At 47.1% G+C, this 4550-nt stretch carries 3 protein-coding genes; all 3 read right to left on the reverse strand.

Annotation, left to right across the window (positions count from 1 at the left end; all coding sequences use genetic code 11):
• Positions 1 to 1142 (reverse strand): recombinase family protein (locus WMO44_RS14350; RefSeq protein ID WP_349152986.1); only part of this gene is annotated, 1142 nt, incomplete at its 3' end.
• Positions 1126 to 2658, reverse strand: coding sequence for a recombinase family protein (locus WMO44_RS14355; RefSeq protein ID WP_349152987.1), 1533 nt, complete (start codon positions 2656 to 2658; stop codon positions 1126 to 1128). The genes WMO44_RS14350 and WMO44_RS14355, both read right to left, overlap by 17 nt.
• Positions 2655 to 4316, reverse strand: coding sequence for a recombinase family protein (locus WMO44_RS14360; protein ID WP_349152988.1), 1662 nt, complete (start codon positions 4314 to 4316; stop codon positions 2655 to 2657). Before WMO44_RS14360 ends, WMO44_RS14355 begins: the two co-directional genes overlap by 4 nt.
• Between the last annotated feature and the right edge of the window lie 234 nt (positions 4317 to 4550).

The following is a 4550-nucleotide window of genomic DNA, read 5'->3' on the forward strand; positions in this document are numbered from 1 at the left end:
GCCTTGCAGATGTAATAGCAGACCTTTTTACTTTCTTCCGCTCCATGCGGCAGTCGTTCAAACTCCATCGGTCTGCCGCAGTCTGCACAAAATACCATTCCGGCAAGGTCATTCTGATATTCTGCCCGAATCTGCTCCGACTTTGCTCTTACTGTCTGGAATACTGCTCGATTCTTGTTCAAGATTTTTTGCACCTTTTCAAAATCATCCCTTGCGATGATGGCCGGATGTGTGTTCTTTGCCACATACCACTGTTCTTTGGGAAGGTCGTGCCTGTCCTGTCCTGCGAATAACTTCTGTGTACTTTTATTGTTGATGGTATCTCCCACATAGGTTTGATTTTCCAGAATATGCCGGATCGTGGTTACGCCCCACTTTTTACAGGTAAGCACTTCTTTTCCCTCAACCATTTTTCTATGCCACTCCCGTGGAGTCGGAACCTGCAGCAATGTCATTCGTCGGGCGATTTCAAAAATCGGTACGCCCATCAGTTCCCACTGGAAAATCAACTGCACATAAAATGCAGCTTCCGGGTCAATTTCATTTCGCTTTGTCATGGGGTTCCGAATATAGCCATACGGAGCATCGTTTCCAACAGCATAGCCTGCTTCTTTCTTACGCTGCAAAGAAGTCCATATCTTTTTGGATATGTCTTTCGCGTACATTGCGTTAACCATATTCCGAATCGGGAGAGCCAGACTTTCCATGTCCTCTTTGCGCGTACTGTCAAAATTATCTGTAACAGCAATCAGTCGAACGCCCAAAAATGGGAACACCGTTTCGATATAGTATCCTGCTTCCAGATAGTTGCGACCAAAGCGCGAGAGGTCCTTCACCACAATGCACTTGATTTTCTTCTGCCGCACATCGTTCATCAGACGGGTAAATGCAGGCCGCTTGAAATTTGTTCCCGTAAAGCCATTATCAAAGTAAGTATCCACATAGTTCAGTTCGCTGCTGCGGTTGATATAATCCTGCACAAGCGCGATCTGCGTTTCCATGCTTTCTTTTTTTTCATCGTCCTCAACGGAAAGCCGTCCATAGATTGCCGCTGGCATCCTCGCTTCGTCCAATTCTGGGAGCAGCACAGAAACCGCTGTCTGCTCCGGCTGCGGAAGATTCTTTCTACTCTTTCGTGCCATTGTCTGTGTCCTCCATCTCTATCCGACCAAGCATCTGTTTCCATTCATACGTTTTCATTGTCAGGCTGATTTCTGCCTGTCCATTGCCCAGTAATGTAACTGTGACCTGCTCGATATACTTTTTTACAAAGTTGCGTTCAAGTTTCTCTGGGGTCTTATACTGTGCCATCTGCTGAATCCACGGATTGCGCAGGCTCAACGCCCGTTCCCATACCAGTGTATCTTCCATAATCGCTGTAAGCTGCTCATTCAGTTTCCGATGCGCTTCTTCATAGTCCAACAGTTCGGCATGATACTGTTCTTCAGTGATTTCGTTTGCCATGTAACTTTCATACAGCGGCACACGACGAAACTGTTCCATATTCAGTTCAGCCAGAACAGACTTCATCTGCACCGACCTTTCAGCCCGGATGACCTCAATCGCTTTTCTGCCAGCTCCCTGCTGAATTGCAGCAGCCATCTTTTCCTCTTCCAGATGTTCCAATTCCAGAGCATCCATCACCTTTTTATAAATAGTAGCTGCTGGAACTTTCAGATTTTTTCCATTTTCCTTGCGCGCGCGGCAGTAGCGGCAATAGAAAAGTTCTTCCCCTGTTTTCTTATCCTTGTGCCAGCAGAGCGCACAGCCACAGGTGCAGACAATATGCTTCGCCAACGGATTCGGTTTTTTGTAGCTTTTCCGAATAGAGATTTTGTTTTCGCCCTCGCGCATATTGCACGGGAACTCATAAAACTGTTCTTTTGTTATGTACGGCTCCTGGCAGTTTTCCGCCATGATCTGGCGGCTTCCATTTGCCGCTGCGCCCGTATAAGTTGGATTTCGGAATAAGCATCGCAGCATATCCGTTGTCCATTGGTCTGGTTCTGCATCATAAGGCTTCCCCAGAATTCTCTTTTTGTGCTTCATGGGAGGTTCCACGCCTTGCTCGTTCAACCACTTTGCAATGTTACGCATTTTCTGGCCGGACGCATATCTGGAAAAAGCCTCGCTCAAATATGGAGCAACTTCTTCATCCTTTACCATATTGCTTTCGCCATTTCTGCGGATGTAACCGAACGGAACAGAGTTTGTCAGCCGGAATCCTGCGCCCTGTTTCTTTCTCCACGCAAACATGATTTCCGCGTGCATCTCACAGCGTTTTGCTTCAAAATAGTCCTCGACTTCTTTTCGGCTGACGGCTCTGGTATCCAAACCCTCCTCCAGCACGATTAGGTCGATGCCCGTTGCATAGAGCGTTTCCTTGATTGCCTGCCGTACCGTCGGGAAATCCGGCCCACAGTAATACATGGATGCCACAATAATGCAATCAAATTTTCGCTCTACGCCATCATTGGTCATTTGGTCGAACGCGGTGCGCGCCTTTTCATCGTTCTTGCGGTCAGAATACTTTTTCTGCAAATCCAGCTCTTTATGTTCCGCCAGATATGCCGCAATGCGCTGATTCTGCTCGGCAATCGTCAGTTTACTTTGATGGTTCTTCCAAGGAAGTGTCCGGGTATAGCTTACACACTTCATACTGCACCTTCCTCCGTTTCTGCTGCCGGAACACTACTGCAATATTCCAGCACATTGCGAATTTCCTGATCGAACCGATACTGGATATGAATGTGTTCCTTATCATAGACGGTGATGCTCTCTACCAGTTCCACCAGAACGCGGCGGTTCAGACTTGTCAGGTTTTGGTAGGACTTGAAATCTTCGATCCACGGCAGATGTTCCACATCCAGATTGTTCAGACAATCCCTCTGGCGGTTCATTTCTGCTTTGGCCTTACGGATAGCTTCAACCTTTTCATTAAAGGAATGGCTGAACTCCTTATACTCTTCCTTGCTGACAATACCGCTGCTCATATCCTCATAAAGCTGGCGGCGCAAGGTCTGGTATTTCTGTTCTTCCTGCTCCAGCATTTTCAGATGTTCTTCCACAGATTTCAGTCTGCGTTCATTCTTGGGAATCTCATTGATTTCATCGAGCCGATGTTCCAGTCCTCTAATCTGCTGGACTTTCCCCTGCAATGCGGCCAGCACCACTTCGGCCAGCTTACTTTCGCTGATAAGATGTGAGGAACAGCCTAAGCCGTTGTGGTTTGTGACGCAGTGCAGATAAATATATTTCTTTCCGTTTTTCGACACCGTGCGCCGCACCATGTTCTGCCCACAACCACCGCAGCGAACGATGCCCGAAAAGAGATTGACAGCCTGCTGTCCTTTCGATGCACAGGTGTCCAGTTTCAAAACTTCCTGCACAGTGTCAAACAGTTTTTGCGGAATGATTGCTTCGTGCATATTGGGAACTCTGATCCAGCCGGATTCTTCCACATCCCGAATCTTTTTGATTTTGTAATTGATTTTCTGCCGCCTGCCCTGCACCATCGTCCCGGTGTAGACTTCATTTTTCAGAATCCGAAGTACCTGAATTGCCTGCCACTTCGCATGAGTGCCAGCTTTGAAGCCACTGTGGTAGTTCAGACCGCACAGCCGTTTGTACTCGCTGGGGGCCAGCACATTCTCGCTGTTCAGCTGTTCGGCAATCGCCTGTGCGCTCATTCCTTCCAGTTTTCTGCGGTAGATAGAACGAACAATATCCGCTGCATAATCGTCTATTATCAATCGATTCTTATTTCGTTCATCTTTGCAATAACCATAGATTGCATAGCCGCCGATGAACTCTCCTTTGCGCCGTTTCATGTCCAACTGGCTGCGCACCTTGATGGAAATATCCCGGCAGTAGGAGTCGTTCAGCAGATTCTTAAACGGAACCACAATGTTGTCCGAATCGTTGCTCTCGGCGTTGGCGTTATCATAGTTGTCATTGATGGCGATAAACCGAATCCCCATCATCGGGAAAATCTGTTCCAGATACTTTCCCATCTCAATGTAGTTACGGCCAAGTCGGGATAAGTCCTTGACGATGATGCAGTTGATTTTGCCGGATTTAATATCCTCCATCATCCGATTAAAACCCGGACGCTCAAAATTCGTTCCCGTGTAGCCATCATCGGCGTATTCTTCTGTCAGGTGCAGTTCAGGGTGTTCTGCTGCAAAATCCCGAATCAGTTCTCTTTGATTGCCGATGCTGTTGCTTTCGGCCTTGTCACCATCCTCGATGGACAATCTCAGATAGGCCGCTGCCCGTATGTCTTTATTCTTTTCCTTATAAAAAAACAAAGCCATTAAACCTCCTGTCTCCACGCAATTTGCATGGTAAAATCCAGAAAGTTAATGGCTTGTGATTGCACTTATTTACTTAACCCGTCCTTCAAAAGCTTCTCAAAAAAAGTGCTTGACAAAAAACCGCTTCTGTGGTAAAATAATCAAGTCGCCAGCCGCTAAGGCTGCGGCGCACAGGACCTTGAAAATTGAACAATATCGAAAGAACTTGTAACGGAACCTATATTCGTGTTGGAA

This window comes from Faecalibacterium tardum (assembly GCF_040096515.1).
GTDB lineage: Bacteria > Bacillota > Clostridia > Oscillospirales > Ruminococcaceae > Faecalibacterium > Faecalibacterium tardum.

Excerpts from the sequence above, each read along its gene's own strand:
- WMO44_RS14355 (WP_349152987.1), bottom strand. The coding sequence starts at position 2,658 with ATGAAGTGTGTAAGCTATACCCGGACACTTCCTTGGAAGAACCATCAA.
- WMO44_RS14360 (WP_349152988.1), bottom strand. The coding sequence starts at position 4,316 with ATGGCTTTGTTTTTTTATAAGGAAAAGAATAAAGACATACGGGCAGCG.